This window comes from Paenibacillus riograndensis SBR5, from assembly GCF_000981585.1.
In the GTDB taxonomy this organism is placed as follows: Bacteria; Bacillota; Bacilli; order Paenibacillales; family Paenibacillaceae; genus Paenibacillus_AQ; species Paenibacillus_AQ riograndensis.
In genome coordinates this window covers 898,847-914,690 of record NZ_LN831776.1, presented here as the reverse complement: position 1 = coordinate 914,690, position 15,844 = coordinate 898,847, and the positions used below count along the sequence as shown (strand labels likewise).

Annotated in this window: 13 protein-coding genes; 2 read left to right on the top strand and 11 right to left on the bottom strand. The window is 51.3% G+C overall.

Translation table 11 applies throughout. The features are described from left to right. Positions 1–620: 620 nt before the first annotated feature. The 9 genes from PRIO_RS03980 to PRIO_RS03940 form a co-directional block, all read right to left on the bottom strand. Entirely contained in the window at positions 621–1,271 is a 651-nt protein-coding gene (locus PRIO_RS03980) for an amino acid ABC transporter permease (RefSeq protein ID WP_020426203.1), read from the bottom strand. Between the two features lie 336 nt (positions 1,272–1,607). Beyond that, positions 1,608–2,456 (bottom strand): glutamate ABC transporter substrate-binding protein, encoded by an 849-nt coding sequence (locus PRIO_RS03975; protein ID WP_081487085.1) that lies wholly within the window; start codon positions 2,454–2,456, stop codon positions 1,608–1,610. A gap of 253 nt (positions 2,457–2,709) precedes the next feature. Further along, positions 2,710–3,438, bottom strand: a complete 729-nt coding sequence (locus PRIO_RS03970) for an amino acid ABC transporter ATP-binding protein (protein WP_020428575.1) — start codon at positions 3,436–3,438, stop codon at positions 2,710–2,712. A gap of 345 nt (positions 3,439–3,783) precedes the next feature. Further along, on the bottom strand, positions 3,784–4,773 hold the full coding sequence (locus tag PRIO_RS03965; protein ID WP_020428576.1) for an inorganic phosphate transporter: 990 nt from the start codon (positions 4,771–4,773) through the stop codon (positions 3,784–3,786). A 12-nt stretch (positions 4,774–4,785) separates the two neighbouring features. Beyond that, positions 4,786–5,403, bottom strand: a complete 618-nt coding sequence (locus tag PRIO_RS03960) for a DUF47 domain-containing protein (protein ID WP_020428577.1) — start codon at positions 5,401–5,403, stop codon at positions 4,786–4,788. 204 nt (positions 5,404–5,607) lie between these two features. Beyond that, positions 5,608–6,717 (bottom strand): DUF3048 domain-containing protein, encoded by a 1,110-nt coding sequence (locus PRIO_RS03955; RefSeq protein ID WP_020428578.1) that lies wholly within the window; start codon positions 6,715–6,717, stop codon positions 5,608–5,610. 1,104 nt (positions 6,718–7,821) lie between these two features. Beyond that, positions 7,822–8,598, bottom strand: coding sequence for a DODA-type extradiol aromatic ring-opening family dioxygenase (locus PRIO_RS03950; protein WP_020430609.1), 777 nt, complete (start codon positions 8,596–8,598; stop codon positions 7,822–7,824). Between the two features lie 110 nt (positions 8,599–8,708). After that, complete coding sequence (locus PRIO_RS03945) at positions 8,709–9,539, bottom strand: alpha/beta hydrolase (RefSeq protein WP_020430608.1); 831 nt, start codon at positions 9,537–9,539, stop codon at positions 8,709–8,711. A gap of 199 nt (positions 9,540–9,738) precedes the next feature. Then, on the bottom strand, positions 9,739–9,939 hold the full coding sequence (locus tag PRIO_RS03940; RefSeq protein WP_020430607.1) for a hypothetical protein: 201 nt from the start codon (positions 9,937–9,939) through the stop codon (positions 9,739–9,741). Between the two features lie 183 nt (positions 9,940–10,122). Between PRIO_RS03940 and PRIO_RS03935 the strand changes: the two genes are divergently transcribed. Continuing rightward, entirely contained in the window at positions 10,123–10,785 is a 663-nt protein-coding gene (locus PRIO_RS03935) for a DUF1129 family protein (RefSeq protein WP_046501163.1), read from the top strand. 43 nt (positions 10,786–10,828) lie between these two features. After that, entirely contained in the window at positions 10,829–11,773 is a 945-nt protein-coding gene (locus PRIO_RS34645; protein WP_020430605.1) for a hypothetical protein, read from the top strand. Positions 11,774–11,847: 74 nt separating this feature from the next. Here PRIO_RS34645 and ilvA read toward each other — a convergent pair whose 3' ends face one another. Both ilvA and PRIO_RS33685 read right to left on the bottom strand, forming a co-directional pair. Further along, positions 11,848–13,110 carry a threonine ammonia-lyase IlvA gene (ilvA, locus tag PRIO_RS03925; RefSeq protein ID WP_020430604.1) on the bottom strand — a complete coding sequence of 421 codons (1,263 nt, stop codon included), beginning with the start codon at positions 13,108–13,110 and terminating at the stop codon, positions 11,848–11,850. A 110-nt stretch (positions 13,111–13,220) separates the two neighbouring features. Further along, positions 13,221–15,404, bottom strand: a complete 2,184-nt coding sequence (locus PRIO_RS33685) for a methyl-accepting chemotaxis protein (RefSeq protein WP_052741409.1) — start codon at positions 15,402–15,404, stop codon at positions 13,221–13,223. Positions 15,405–15,844 lie beyond the last annotated feature (440 nt).

Genomic DNA, 15,844 nt, shown 5'->3' with positions numbered 1-15,844 from the left:
AAAAATGAGACGGGGGGGCTGCGTGAAGGCTGCGGGCTTCACGGGGCGTTAGCTTAGCATGGCTCTTAACAGCTTAGCTGAAGATTTGGGCGGAGCTTACCGGTGACGGGTAACTCCGGGGAATGTTTGGACTTCCGGCCGCTGTTGTCTGCAGATTTCTTGATTTAAACCGCTGTTCGCGGTGGAAATCCGCAGACAAAGGCGGACGCTTCCGCTCCTCCAGTTCCAAACTTCCCCTCCGTTACTTTCACCTTCAAGCTGCGCTTATCTTCATTTCGGGCAGAGCGTTCAAGCCGCAGGCGAACGCTGCGCTCCGCCCTCTTGCCCACTCCTTCACTCCGCTTTGTATCTCACGGGGGTTCAAAGCTTTGCCAAGCAAAGCTAAGATCAGAAGCAGTTGGATCGAAGGCCTCGGATGGCCTGGCCTTCTCTCTTAGGCAAGTCGTTCAGCAGCCGCTTCACGGACTGCAAACCCATAGAAGCAAAACCTGGCGCCGCTTCACGGACTGCAAACCCATAAAAGCAAAACCCGGCAGCCGCTTCACGGACTGCAAACCCATAAAAGCAAAACCCGGCAGCCGCTTCACGGACTGCATAAGAGCAAAGTGCAAAAAGATCAACTAATACTTGCGGTGCAATCTGCGCTCCCACACGCGCACGCCATAGCTGAGCGGGAGGGTAAGCACCAGGTAGAACAGAGCTACGAAAATGTAAGTATCAAATGTGCGGTAGGTTTCCGTTGAAATCCCGTCCGCGAAATACATTAAGTCCAGACCGGCAACAAGGGTCAGTACCGAAGAGTTTTTGATCAGGTTAATGAACTGGTTGCCGAGCGGAGGGATTACCAGCTTGATCGCCTGAGGCAGGATCACATGCGTCATCGTCTGCATATAGCTAAGGCCGGAGGAGCGTGCGGCCTCCATCTGTCCCTTGGGGACTGCTACAATCCCCGCGCGGATGGCTTCGGCGATGAAGGCCGAGGTATAGACGGTTAGTCCAATCGTACCTGCCTTGAATCCATCCAGCGTAAATCCCAGCGCAGAGGGGCCGTAAAAGAAAACATACACCACCAGCAGCAGCGGAATGTTGCGGATAAACTCCACGTAGCCCGTTCCAAACCACCGCAGCGGTTTAACCGGAGTAATGCGGAAGACCGCGATTACTGTCCCGATGATGAAGCTGCCGATTAGCGCGAGCACACTGGAGAGGACGGTTCCCCGAAAGCCCTCCAGATACTGGCCGAAATGATCGGTTAATATTGAGAATTCCATAGATGTCACCTGCCCTTGCCTAAAAATAATTACTATATGGATTGAACTTGAAAAATAATAATATAGGGGAAAGTGACGGAGGGGAAGTTTGGAACTGGAGGAGCGGTAGCGTCCGCCTTTGTCTACGGATTTCCACCGCGAACAGCGGTAAAAATCAAGAAATCTGCAGACAACAGTGGCCGGAAGTCCAAACATTCTCTGGAGTCACGTCCAATCCCGAAATAGAAAATCACAAGTTCAGTTTATCTAGCACAAACACGAAAGGATGGCCGGCTGGCTTTCCCGTTCCATCCTTTCGCTTTTGCCTATAAGCCCTGCTGCGTTACTCAGTAAACTTTATTTTGCCGGAGCTTTACCGATCCACTTGGTGTAAATGGCATCATATTCGCCGTTTGCTTTTAGTTCAGCCAGTGTATCATTCACGGCTTTAACTACATCGGTGTTGCCTTTTTGTACAGCAATCCCGTAAGGCTCGTCAGTGAACGGCTTGCCGACCACCTCATACCCCGGGTCCTGGGCAGCCATACCGTACAGAATCGCATCATCGGTTGTGAGCGCATCGCCTTGGCCGGCCTTCAGCGCGCTGAACGCATCCTGGTAGTTGTCGAATTCCAGCACGGTCACGCCCGGAACCTTCTCTTTAATATTTTTGATCGAAGTTGCACCCTTGGAGCCTAGGATCTTGGTATCCTTGGTCACGTCTTCAATACCTGTAATCGGGCTGCCTTTCTTCACCAGCAGCGATTGTCCAGCCTGGAAGTAGACATCGGAGAAATCCACTTCTTTTTTACGTTCCTCTGTAATAGTCATGGTAGCGACAACCATGTCAATTTCGCCGTTGTTCAGCATGGGGATGCGTGTTTTGGAGGTCACTTCTTTCAGCTCAATCGCGTTTTCATCACCGAGAATGTGCTTGGCGATGGCTTTGGAGATGTCAATGTCGAAACCTTCCACTTTGCCGGAAGCCGGATCTTTCAGCCCGAACAGCCGGGTATCATACTTCACGCCGACCAGCAGCTTGCCGCGGTCCTTAATCTTCGCGATGGCTTTGGAATCCGTACTGTTTCCCGAAGCTGCATTACCACTGCCTGCATTGTTACTCTTGGCATTGTTGTTGCCGCATCCGGCAATCACCAGCATAGCCGCAATCATCAGCACACTTAAGCATTTGAAGCTCTTGGACATTTTCATTTCTCTTCCTCCCCTTATTCCTGTCTATATAAGTTGAACTTTATTTTTACATTGTGGGGTACGATCGTAACTACGGGGAATGTTTGGACTTCCAGCCGCTGTTGTCCCCAGATTTCTTCAATGGAACCGCCTTTTGCGGTTGAAATCCGGTGACAAAGGCGGACGCTACCGCTCTTCCAGTTCCAAACTTCCCCTCCGCACTTCTACCCTTTTCATGAATTTTTCAAGTTCAACTTATATATTTTGTTTAATGGCTTAATACCCGGCTGAGAAAAGTGCGCGTCCGTTCTTCCTGCGGATTCGCGAAGAATTGCTCCGGTTCCGCCTCTTCCACGATTTGGCCTTGATCCATGAAGATGACGCGGTCCGCAACCTCACGGGCAAAGCCCATTTCATGAGTAACCACTACCATGGTCATGCCCTCTCGGGCCAGGTTGCGCATCACGTCAAGCACCTCGCCGACCATTTCCGGATCAAGCGCTGAGGTTGGTTCGTCGAACAGCATAATCTTGGGCTTCATGGCCAAGCCTCTGGCAATTGCTACGCGCTGCTGCTGGCCGCCGGACAATTGCGACGGATAGGACTGGGCTTTGTCGGCGATGCCGACCTTTTCCAGATAATACATAGCCGTTTTCTCGGCTTCTGCCTTGGTCAGGCCTAACACTTTAACCGGTGCCAATGTAATGTTGTCGATCACTTTTTTATGCGGATACAGATTGAAATGCTGGAACACCATCCCGATTTCCTTGCGCAGCTTGTTGATGTCCGTCTTGCGTTCATTTACTGTGATTCCATCAACGGTTAAGCCTCCGCTCGTGATCGTTTCCAGCCGGTTGATGCAGCGCAGCATAGTGCTTTTACCGGAGCCGGAAGGACCGACTACAACGACTACTTCCCCTTCCTGAACATGCAGATCAATATTCTTCAGCACATGGAATTGTCCGTAATGTTTCTCTACTTGATGAAAGTCAATCAACGACAGGCCTCCTTTGCCATACATTGTATACTTATAGAATCTTCGGGCTTCCTTCTGTCAGCTATGGTAACACTTAAAACACACCTTATCGCAGAGACTACTAAATCCTACATAATCCTACGCAAGCTGCAAAATATTCATGTCATTTTCTTTTCAAATTGTGATGTATTTCATTTATTTTTAGCCCTGATTAATGATTTTTATCATTTAACTGTAAGTTTTTATGACATTCCTCTCTTGAAAAAATAAGCATAAACGGTTATGCCATCCTAAAAAAGGCAACAAAAAAAGATGTCCGCAGCCAGCTCTGGCTTCCGTGACATCTTATGCATGCAGCAATGCAGTTTAGAATATGAGTTTGAACACAAGTCCTGCCAGCACTGCGCTGATCGGAATGGTAATAAACCAAGTGACCACAATCCGTCCGGCAACTCCCCATTTCACAGCAGAGAAACGCTTGGCCGAACCGACACCGAGAATAGAGGATGTAATCGCATGTGTCGTACTGACCGGCAGGTGCAGCAGCGTAGCCGAGAAAATAACCGAAGCGGCCGAAATATCAGCAGCGAAGCCGTTAATCGGCTCAATCTTAAAAATCTTGGTTCCCATGGTCTTGATAATTTTCCAGCCGCCGATCGACGTACCTAGCGCCATCGATGTAGCTGCGGCGATTTTAACCCATAAAGGGACCTCCATCGTATCCAGACGGCCCGAGGTAACAAGCGCAAAGGTGATAATCCCCATCGCTTTCTGGGCATCATTGGTACCGTGCGTAAAGGATTGAAGCGCCGCTGTAATCACCTGCATGGAGCGGAAGCCCTTGTTCACGGTATGCGGACTGCGATTGGCGAAGATCCATTTCAGGATCGTCATGACAATATAACCGACTACAAAGGCAATCAGCGGGGAGAATACGAGCCCCTCCACGATTTCGATAAAACCATGCCATTTAATATGCTCGGTGCCTGCACCTACATAAACTGCTCCAGCCAATGCCCCGATAAGCGCATGGGAGGAGGAGGACGGAATTCCCAGCCACCAGGTCACCAGATTCCAGATAATCGCGGCGATCAGCGTAGCTATGACGATGTCTACCCCGTTGTCCAGCAGGGACGGGTCCGTGATGCTGCCGCCGATTTTTTTGGCTACGCCTGTGAAAATCAGCGCCCCGATAAAGTTCATCGAAGCCGCCATAATAATGGCCGTCCGGGGCCGGAGCGCCCGCGTGGAGACCGAAGTGGCAATCGCATTAGCCGTATCGTGGAACCCGTTGATGAAATCGAATGCAAGCGCGAGAAAGATAACAAAACCCAGCACAAATAATGATGTTTCCATATTTCAGGCCCCTTATGAGTTGCGCATGATGATCGATTCCAGCATGTTGGCTACATCTTCGCATTTATCGGTTGTAGTTTCGAGCCGCTCGTACAGCTCTTTGCGCTTGATGAGCTCAATAGGGTCTTTTACCGATTCAAACAGGGCTTTGGTGCAGATGCGCAGCACTTCATCGCCCTGGTTCTCCAGGTCATTCAGACGGATGGTGTACTCGCGGATCGCCAGCAGCTTCTTCTGGGAGAGCAGATGAACCGCTTTTTGAATTTCATACGCCGACTGGCGGAGAATTTCTGCGAACTGCACGATATACTCGTCCGGTTCCAGCAGGTTGTACATATAAAAACGTGAGGCTGAAGCTTCCAGACCGTCAATGACATCATCCATGCTTGTGATCAGGTCCATAATATCGTCGCGTTCCAACGGTGTGATAAACGTTTTGTTCAGTTCCTTGATAACGGTGTGCGTGTACGTATCGCACTGGGATTCATATTTCTTCATTACCCCTGCGAAGTTCTCTACATTTTCCCGGAGAGTCGTAATATTCTGAGCGAAATAGTCTGCTGCCTGGACAATGGTATCGGCCATATTTTCAAGTGTTTCAAAAAATATGTCCTTTTTTCTCAACTTCATTAGTTTAAACCCCTTTACATAAAATTGCCGTGAAAACGTGAAGCCATTCATATGTAAACAGCATGAAAATGAATGACAACCCTTGTTATCTTATCATATCAATAGAAGGGATAGAAGTAAAAGAAACGAACTTTTTTACACTATATTAACAATTCCCTCTAATCGGGAAAATAATCATCCGGACAGCAGGCCTTCGCTCAGGAATCAGGTAGAAACTGGAACCCCGGATACTTTCATATGGCTGCTGAAGGTTGGACTATTGGGTACAATCAGAATATGGGTGACGCCTGGATACATCGCTGCCTCTTTGCCGTCACGCTTCACGAAGCGGATGACATCCTCCGGCTTGCGCGACCATCTGCCCTTCACTGCTTGTCCACGCTGGAACAGCACAGCTTCACCGCCAAGCTCAATGTCAATCTGCAGTCTTCCCACATCGTCGAGCACCTTATGGTCCGCCCCCATCACGATCACATTGGCTGCCTCCACCGGATTGCCGTTGTTCAGATCCAGATGCGGCTTGCCGTTCACCCCGCGCAGATAGGTCCCCCGCTCACTGCTGTACTTATAGCTTACGGTGTAGCTTTTCAGCAGGAAATTGATGTTAAACTCCGCCGCAGGCTCTCCTTCAGCTGGCACATCATCCTTATCTGTGAAAAGATACCCGGGAACCTCAGCGGTTCCGGCGTATCCGAGCTTGTCCGCCCCCTCGCGCAGCTTGGCGGCATTGCTGTAGAGATTATGCGGCGCTTTGCGTTCCTTGTCCCGCCAGAAATACGCCCCGGCCCGGCCAATCTCGTCCATATCCTCCTTCTTCTCCTTCTGGAGAATGGCATATGCCGCCGGGCTTCCTCCGGCATGTACCGTCACGCCTCCGTAGCTTTCGCCGATGTCGATCAGATAGGGCCGAATACTGCGGATCGGTCCGATTTTGACCACGCCGGTATGGCTCTGGAAAATTCCGATCAGGCGCGTAATTCCGCCTTCGGCCAGCACCTCATACAGGATATCCGCCTCACTGATCCCGGACTGCGGCCGGGCCGCCGGCGCGTTGTTGATCATCACTGCCAAAGGGCGGGGCAGGCTGCTGCCCTCCAGCGGAAGCCCGGTCAGCCCGGAGGTGATTAACCCTGCCGCAGGCTCGGCTGCCGGCGACGGCAAGGCAGAAGCGGCAGGCGATGGCAATGGCGCAGGAACAGGCGCTGCCGTAGGAGCAGGCACCGTTTCCGCTTCCTGTGCCCCGCAGGCGGTAAGGAGCAAGGCAGCAAGCACATACCCGGAAATTAGACGGGAAGAGTAACGGCTTAGAGTCATATGTATTTTTCCTCCTATATTTTCTTGCAATCAGGTGACTTCAGAAGCGTTGGCTGCGTTTTGTCAGCTTTCTTCCATTTAATCACAGCCGGGTGCGTTTGTCTTGGTTCCGGCGAAGAATAAAAGAGCTCATATTGTTAAACCACATGCACAACGCTCGCCCAAAAGTCAGTTAGGACATGCATTGGGGGCTGTATATTTATGGTGTGGGTCCTTCTGCAGACACGATGAGCTTCCTTCACACTCTATCCGCAGCCGTTGCGGACAGGAAAGCCGTTATTGAAGGGAGATTCGTCTATTCCGCAGGACTACGGACTGAGATGCCTTTATTTGTCCCTTTCCCCTTTATTCCAGGCTTAATCGGACGATATAACAGCTCCTGAGTCCGTAACTGCTGAAAAAACAAGATTTATGGCAAAATAAAGGCTCCTCTGTCCGCTAGAAATAAGGGGGTAAGCTTCGCTTCCCCCAAAACATATAAATTCTTTGAACAAAAACGGCTATGCCGTCCTCCACGGGACAGCGCAGCCGTCTTTGATCTAACGTTACCTGGAGAACGATTCACCTTGAATCCTACGGCAACTCTTTAAGTGGAAAAAGGGCAACTAATTTGCCGGAGTACCCTATCCTCGGGCTGATGAAGTGGAAAAAGGATCACTAATTCAGCCCATTTCGCCATTGGACCAGAAATGTGGCCCAATTAGGCTTACTTTTTCCACTTCACTCTCAGGATTTCTTAATTTTCGGAAAAATAAGTTCCCTTTTTCCAACTAGCATCTGCGAAGAAGCCGATAAGTAATGGCTAGTTGGAATTAGGATATCTAGACCGGCGAATCCCTCAGAACTCAGCCGCCGCCCCAACAACGGCACTTCTGTAGTTTCCGGGTAAACCCGCCGACATCTCTCGAACAACGGCATTTCTGCCGTTGCTCGTTACAAATTCGTCCAAAGTATTTATTCTACAACTTTAATCCTATTTTTATCCACATCTGGAAGTAATTAAATTAGGGGGGGAAGCTTCGCTCCCCGAAAACATATAAATTCTTTTAAAAAAAGATACAGCGCATCAGGCTGTATCCTTCATGTCCCGTATGTGTAAGTAATTTAGTCAACCATCCAGCAGTTCAAGCTGAGCGTACCGTACTGGTAGGCCTGGATCATCAGCTGCGCGCGCCTGCCCTCATCGGCTGTCCCCATCACATAGAAGAGCGGCACAAAATGCTCCCGTCCATAGGTGGGAACCGCATCGCGCACATGCGGCGCTTTTTTCTCGTAAGCGAACAGGGAAGGCAAATCCCATGCGGTCAGGCCATCGGCGATCCAGGCATCGAAGTCAAGCGCCCATTGCTCGGGCTGATCATCCTGCTTCAACAGCCGCAGATTATGAACAAGCCCGCCGCTCCCGATCATCAGAACCCCCTCATCCCGCAGCGGAGCCAGCATTTTGCCGATATTGTACTGCTCCTCCGGGGCACGCAGGGAATCAACAGATAACGCCACTACCGGAATATCGGCAGCCGGGAACATCTTCTTCAGAATCACCCAGATTCCATGATCCAGGCCCCTTCCCAGCACAGGCTGGTGAGGGAGGTTGTTTGCGGCAAAGAGTTCGGAGATTCGGCGGCTTAGTGCGGGATCACCCGGGGCCGGATAGGTCAGCGAGTACATCTCGTCCGGAAATCCATAGAAATCATGCAAGGTTTCGTGCTGTCCGTCCACTGTAATCAGCTGCTCAGGGCTGTCCCAATGCGCAGAGAAGACTACAATGCCGCGTGGGGTCCCCAGATCAGCCCCCAGACGTTCCAGAAAACGGGTATATTCGTTATCCTCAAGGGCAAGCAGCGGAGAACCATGTGCAATAAAAAATGCCGGTAATTTCATAGGGTGCCCACCTCCATAACCCAGTATATGGTCTGCCTATTTATTTTACCGCTAATTCTGAGTTAATGCGAGTGGAGGACAATCCCTGGTGCACCGGAAATCTTAATCTGCTATATCATCCAGTTCTGCCATTCTTCCTGAATATGCTCCTGCTGATTCATCCAATCCTTCGTCCGCTTCATGACCTGGGCTTGGGCGGGACCTGATGAGAAGGTATGATCGGCCTGAAAAATCACCTCTTTGTCGCAGCGCCCCTCCGGACGTGTCCAGAACAGCTTCTGGTAGAGGAAGGCATAATCCACGGGAATCACATCATCAGAGGTTCCGTGGATCACCAGCACATCGCCGCTGAACTTGCCCGCTTCCTGAAACGGCTGAAACGAAGCAAGCGAGTTGAAATACACCGGAGTGAACGTGTAGCCGGCAAAGTCCGCGGAACCGCTTTTCACCGCACGGTCGTAAGCTTCCCTCCCCACGATCTTTACGATATCATTGAACGGGTAGCCCACCGCTGCCCACAGCACGAGATTCTTGACCCGGCGGTCCCGCACTCCGGTAAGCAAGGCCACTGCACCGCCAAGACTGTGTCCGATCAGCGTGATGCGCTGCGGGTCTACATCGGCAGAGCTGATGCCATAATCCAGTACGGCCCGGGTCTGGGCAATCATCGATTCCATGTCTTCACTGCCGTAATTTCCGCTGCTTTCCCCGCAGCCGGCATAGTCAAAGCGGATAACCATATATCCGTCTGCAGCCAGCTCCCGGGCAGCCTTGACAAAAATCCGGTCAACCCCGATCCGGTTGCCAACGAACCCGTGGCAGATTACGGCAAGCGGCACGCGGTCCTTGCAGCGCCCTGAAGTCCCCTTCTCTCTGGCTGGATAGTGGATGCTTGCTGTTAATTCTTCCCCGTTATGCCGGATGATAATATTCCGTTCCATTGCCGGTCCCCTCCTCCAAAAAGTACACTATTTCAAATTATAATTATCCCGATTAAATTAGTCAGATTAATATCTTAATTATACGTTTTGTGCTATCGTTGTCAATAAGCTGCCGGGATAAGAGGCTCTGCGGGGAAGAAAAGGCCCCCTTCGCTTCCAAAAAGAAGCAAAAGGAGCCCGGCACAGGACAGGCTAAGCCTCATTCATAGCTCTGATGAAACATATCATGTGTTTCCTGTCTGCCTTCCCAGTCTTCCAGCCCATTCTCAGGCTCTCCCTGCACGGAATCCCATAGGCTGAAGCCGTCAGAATTGCCCCAATCTCCAACTTCACCCGCCAGCGGAGGGGCGAAGCCGTCACCTACAAACTTGCCAGGTTCCTGTCTTTTCTCAGTATCCATAATGCTCCCTGCCTTCCTTGAAGCTATAGTGGTGAAGCAGTACCATTATCAGTGTTCACTCATCCATACAGATTATTCATGCCCGGAGGCAGAACGGCTTGTCCTTGCGCTCAACCGCTGCCCAAACGTATACTCTAGGTTAAAGGCTACTCTGATCAACTATTGGAGGTTTATATTTCTGCTATGAAAGTCAAAGCTATGATTAAGCAAAATAACGTGCTCCGTGAGCAGATGACACCGTTTAACCGCTCTTATTATGAAGATATGCTGCTGGGGCTCCGGGCCAGCAAGGTGGACCCTGTCCGCACCGAGGAGCTGCTGCTTGAGGCTGCGGCGCTGCTGCTGGAGGGACAGGCCAAAGGTAAAAACGCCAAGCAGATTTTTGGCGAACATCCGGAGGATTACTTCAAGGAGATTGCGGGCAGTGCTCCCGCCCGCAAAGTGCGCAGCAAGCTGAACTACTACCTGATGATTCCCTGGGCTGCCCTGACCGGACTGTTCAGCGTGTATGCCGTCGCCGGACTGCTCCTGTTATGGAGCACAGGCGACACGGAGATGTTCGGACAGATCAGCATCTTTACAATACTTGTCGTAGGGGCAGGAGCTATTGTCCTGATCGAGATCATCATGAAGTGGCTGTCCTCCTTATCCGAAGATGATGCCCCGAAGCCCAAACCCTTCGATATTAAGGGTCTCGGAATTTATGTGGGCATAGCCATCATTGCAGTATTCCTGGGCATTTTTCTGGACAACCTGTTTCCGGTCATTTCTCTCTCCCCATGGGTGAGCCTTATTCTGGCGGTGGCTGGAGGGCTTGGATTGAAATTTATATTCTTCAAATCATAGATGCCACATTTCAATTCCAACTCAAAACAGGAGGAATATTTCCATGAAGATGAAAACAACGGTTCTAACCGCAGCGATAGCTGCAGCTCTGGGATTGCAGACAGGCCTTCCCGGTCATGTCCTTGCCGAAGGTTCGGGAAGCAGTACCGGCGGCGCTGCAGGAAGCAAGACGACCGCCTCGGCCAACAGTCATGCGGAGGCGGTATACAAGGCAGCCCTGCCGCTGCTGTCCTCTTCTGCCAGGCTGCCGGAGGCTATTAAATATCTGAACAGCAATATCTATGCGGTCACCCCCTATCAGGCAACCGTGTTGACCCTGAAGCTGGAGAATCTCCACAAGGCCGCACTAAAGGCGTGGGAGAGCAAATTCATGAACAGCATTGTCCAGAGAAAACTTACCTCTGTCTATAAGGCGGGGATCAGTATGGCCAAGCTGGCTGACAGCATAGACGACACTTCTTTGCGGAGCCTGCTGAAGAGTGCGGGAGAAAGCGGCTATAAGCTGGAGACGGCGGAAGGCTCATTTTTCCCGGTGATTGACTATGCGGCTTACCGCAAATATAGAGTGTACGTCACGGCTGATATCCGTAATTATTTTTCGATCATGGGCACGGAAACGGATCTTCCTTCCTCCAAGGATAACGGTCTGATCATTTCCTGGGGCGATGTTGCCGCACGCGCACTGGCCCAGGAGGAGTTCATCCAGAGCTACCCTAAGTCCAACCGCATTTCGGCGGTAAAGGCCTTGTATTCCACCTATGTGACTAATACCTTTTATGGACAGAACAATACTCCCCTTTTCCATTACGACAATCTGGAAATGGATCTGGAGGCGCAGAAGGCTTACAGCGGCCTGCTGGCCAAGAACAACGGCAGCAGCCCGTTTCTGCAGAAGCTGGACGGCTTCATGAAGCTGCTGAAGGACAATGGATACAAGCTGGATGATAGCGTAACCGAGTATCTGAAATCTGAAGTACCGCAGTCCTGATCATTTATTATGCAGAAGGCCCGCCCCATGACATCTGGGGCGGGCCTTTTATAGTGCTCGTTTCGGATCGGGAATCAGATCAGCATATTAAACAGGTTGGGATCCTTGTTAATTTCCAGATAATCTACGCCCTTCTGCTGCATGCGTTCGATAAGCGGGGTGTAATCCTCCTTATGCTGCAGCTCGATGCCGACCAGTGCCGGACCGTTTTCCTTGTCATTTTTCTTCGTGTATTCGAAGCGGGTAATATCATCCCCGGGTCCCAGCACATCCGCCAGGAACTCGCGCAGTGCCCCGGCACGCTGCGGAAAATTAACCATGAAGTAATGCTTAAGCCCCTCGTAAATCAGCGACCGTTCTTTGATCTCCTGCATCCGGTCAATGTCATTATTGCCGCCGCTGACGATGCAGACCACCGTCTTGCCGCGGATTTGGTCGCGGTACAGATCAAGCGCTGCGATGGGAAGTGAACCCGCAGGCTCCACAACAATCGCATTCTCATTGTACAGCTCCAGAATGGTTGTACAAGCTTTGCCCTCCGGTACTTTTACCACATCGTCCAGGCGGCGGGAGCAGATATCATAGGTCAAGCCGCCCACCCGTTTCACGGCAGCCCCATCGACAAATTTATTGATCTCTTCCAGCGTGACTACTTCCCCGCGCTGCAACGCTTCGCTCATGGATGCCGCCCCGGAAGGCTCGACGCCAATTACCTTGGTAGACGGGCTAACCGTCTTCACATAGGTAGCCACACCTGCCGCCAGTCCGCCGCCGCCAATGGTGACGAACATAAAATCTGCGGGCTTGTCCAGACTCTCCATGACCTCCATGGCAATCGTACCGTTGCCGGCGATAATGCGCGGCTCATCAAAAGGATGGATCAGTGTCATGCTATGATCAATGCACGCCTGCAGCGCCTCATCGTACGCATCATCGAAGGTATCCCCCTTCAGAATCACCTCTACGAATTCACCGCCGAACTTGCGGACCTGCTTAATCTTCTGATTAGGGGTCGTGCTTGGCATATAAATCTTGCCTTTGATGCCCAGCGCCTTGCAGGAATATGCTACCCCCTGCGCATGGTTTCCCGCGCTTGCACAGACAATGCCCTTGGCTCTGTCCTCTGCAGACAGGCTGCGGATCATATTGTAGGCACCCCGGATCTTGAAGGAGCGGACAATCTGCAAATCCTCACGTTTCAAATACACACTACAGCCGTATCTGGCCGACAGCACTGCATCCAGTTGCAGAGGGGTGCGTACAATAACTTCCCGCAGCACATGATGAGCACGCACGATATCTTCCATTCCGACGATCCGGTCTTCGCCTTCTCTCATTTTCTCTCGCCTCGCTGTCTCTATCTAATCAATTCGTCTTCTTGTAACATACTATCCCGAGGACATTTTATCAAGTATTGTCCGCTCCCGGCAATACAATTCCCCGGAACTCAAGCTTTGAATTTGGATACGGTATGAAGCAGCTGCTCCGAACTGTGCTTGATCTCTTCCATCTCGGCAACAATACCTCCGGATTTGCTGATGATCTGTTCAGCCTGGGAAGCGATGCTGCCTGCACCTTCCGCACCTTCATTAGCAGCACTGCTGGTTTCACTTATTGCAGAGTGCATACTCTGGATGGAGGCCAGAAGCTGCCCGGAGGTAGCACTGAAGTCCGTGACCAGTTCATGAATATAACCGGCATCCTCACTGTACTGCCGTCCTGTCTCCTGCATAGAATCATAATCCTTCAATACCTGCCGGTCTACAAAGCGGAGCATGTTCTCCGCGCCCTCTACCAGATTCTCAACGGCTGCCACCACGGCACCTGTAACCTCCTGAATTTCCGCGGCCGTCTCCCGGGAATTCTCAGCCAGCTTGCGGATCTCGCCGGCCACCACCGCGAACCCCCGGCCTGCCTCTCCTGCTCTCGCGGCTTCGATAGAAGCATTCAGCGACAACAGGCTGGTCTGGGCGGCAATGTCCAGAATGGCTCCGGTCAGGGCATGAATCTGTGCGGTGGACCTGGACTGCTCAATCGCCTTCCGCAGCTTCTCCTCGCTCTGTCCATACATTTCATCGGCCTGCCTCCTTGAGCGGCCCGCTCCTTCCTTCAGGCGCTCTGCCCGGTCGTTGATTTGTCTGGCCGCCTCGGCCCCCTCCCGGGCTTTGCGGGCGATGCCGCTGACCGCATGCTCAATTTCATTCGTGCCCGCATTCAGCTCTTCCATTGATGCCGCCGTCTGCTCCATGCCTGCTGACAGTTCTTCCGTAATCGCGGATATTTCGGAGATGCTTCCGTCAAGCGCAGAGACATTGGTCTCGGCATTGCCGACCGCATCCGAAATGCTCCGGGAGCTCCGGATAATATCCCGGATCATGTTTTGCTGCGAGGCGATCAGTTCGTTGAAACCGCCCGCCAGTACGCCGATCTCGCCTTTGGCGTTCACCTTGGCGCGTGCAGACAGATCACCGGTCATCGCTTGCCGGAAAGCCGCTGTAAGCTGCGGAATCGGCCGCAGAATACTGTTGGACACCAAATAGAGCAGCACCGACAACACGACAATAGATGCAATGATCGAGAGGACAAATATCTGCTGAAAGCCCTGAAGCCGCTGCTCCGCGCTTTTTTGGGGAACAATCAGGGCAACTGACCACTGATTCTCCACAACAGGCGCATAAGATACGTAGCTCGCCACACCGTCGATTTCCGTCCGGATCACGTTGGAGCCCCACTGCACCATTTGATCGCCAAGCATTTTCCAGTTTCCGCCCAGATCACTCATCTTCTTCAGCAGGATATTGTCACTGTCCGGGTGATGGATGAAGGTCCCGGTCTTATCAATCAGCACGGCATATCCGCTGCCATTGTAGTTAAAAGCGCTCAGCGCCTGCGTAATCTGCTCCGTAGAGATATCAGCACCTGCCACACCGATCAGCTTCCCGGATTCATCCAGGATGGGGGCGCTGACACTGACTACCATTTTGCCCGAACCGGCATCAATATAAGGATCTGTAACCGTAGTCCGTTTATTCTTGGCTGTCAGCGAGTACCAGCCCCTTTCCTTCAGGTTGTAATCGGCTGGAGGCTCGAACTCGTCCTGGGTGATCAGCTTATTCACTCCGTCCAGTCCTACATATACATTTAACAGATTCTTGTTATTTTCCTTAATCAGATTCAGTGTGGTAATCAGGTCACTATAGCCGCTTGTGGTTGTGACCGTATCCGCAGAAACCACCTTGCCGATAAAATCACGGACATAAGCATTAGCATTCAGCAGCTCTACACTATCGGATGCGGGCTGAAGCAGCTCGTCAACCTTAACGCCGATTTCTCCCTTCTCATAAGTCAATGAGCTCTTCAAGTCTTCCGCAATAATCTGCTTAGCCTGGCTATAGATCACTACCGATACAATAACGAATATAGCAACTACAGACACAATCACGGACAGAAACAGCTTGCCGCGAATCCCCATACTGCCAAGACGTGAAGCCAGCGGCGGCAATCCGGATAACAGCATACCTCCCTTCTTTGTCTTTCCGGTTGCTCTTAAGGGTGCTGTCTTATCCGCCGTTTTGAGCGCAGGCCGCAGCCCAGTCCCGACGTTTTCTTCCTTGCTTTTTCTCACTGCCATAGGGCTCCCCCCGCCTCAAAATAAAATCAACCCGCATCAACTGCTTCTCTCTATACATCCTCTTAGTTTCGACTTATTTCTTCAATAAAACTCTTTATCCCTTTAACGTTTCACCTCGAGCTGTGAATTAACTGTGTCCATGTCAGGTATTTTACGAAAAATAACATAGTTAAATAAGCGTTCACCTATGTAAACGCCTGTTTCAGAGTATTATTTCATAGTTTTCTAGAAAAACACGCACTTCCATGTCATGTTATGTATCAGAAGAGAGGATTGGCAGTGATTTGAGGGGAGTCAACAAGGCGGGCGAAAGATGAGGATTAGCAGGAGCATTATAGCCGCAGGCATTCTAATTGCAGTTACTCATGTGAAGCCCGCAGCGTAAGCACCCTGCTATTCCAATTACATTAAAGTATGCTGGCGCATCTTGAGAAAAATAA